The 291-nt window shown below is 49.1% G+C and carries 2 rRNA genes; both read right to left on the bottom strand.

Annotated features, from left to right (window positions below):
- Window positions 1-105, bottom strand: a 5S ribosomal RNA gene (gene rrf / locus GTU76_RS29840); the annotation flags it as partial.
- 105 nt (window positions 106-210) lie between these two features.
- Window positions 211-291 (bottom strand): 5S ribosomal RNA (gene rrf, locus GTU76_RS30695); the annotation flags it as partial.

Below are 291 nucleotides of genomic sequence, written 5' to 3'. Positions count from 1 at the left end.
ACCTACTCTCACATGGGGAAACCCCACACTACCATCGGCGATGCATCGTTTCACTGCTGAGTTCGGGATGGGATCAGGTGGTTCCAACGCTCTATGGTCGTCAAGAAATTCTGTATCTGGCCCGTCAACACGGTAACAAGCCAGCAAAAACGGTTACTTCTACTAAAACAAAACCCCAATTGCTTTCGCAATTGGGGTTTCGGAATTTAATCTTGACGATGACCTACTCTCACATGGGGAAACCCCACACTACCATCGGCGATGCATCGTTTCACTGCTGAGTTCGGGATG

Source organism: Pseudomonas crudilactis (assembly GCF_013433315.1).
Classification (GTDB): Bacteria; Pseudomonadota; Gammaproteobacteria; order Pseudomonadales; family Pseudomonadaceae; genus Aquipseudomonas; species Aquipseudomonas crudilactis.
This window is presented reverse-complemented; position numbering and strand designations above follow the sequence as displayed.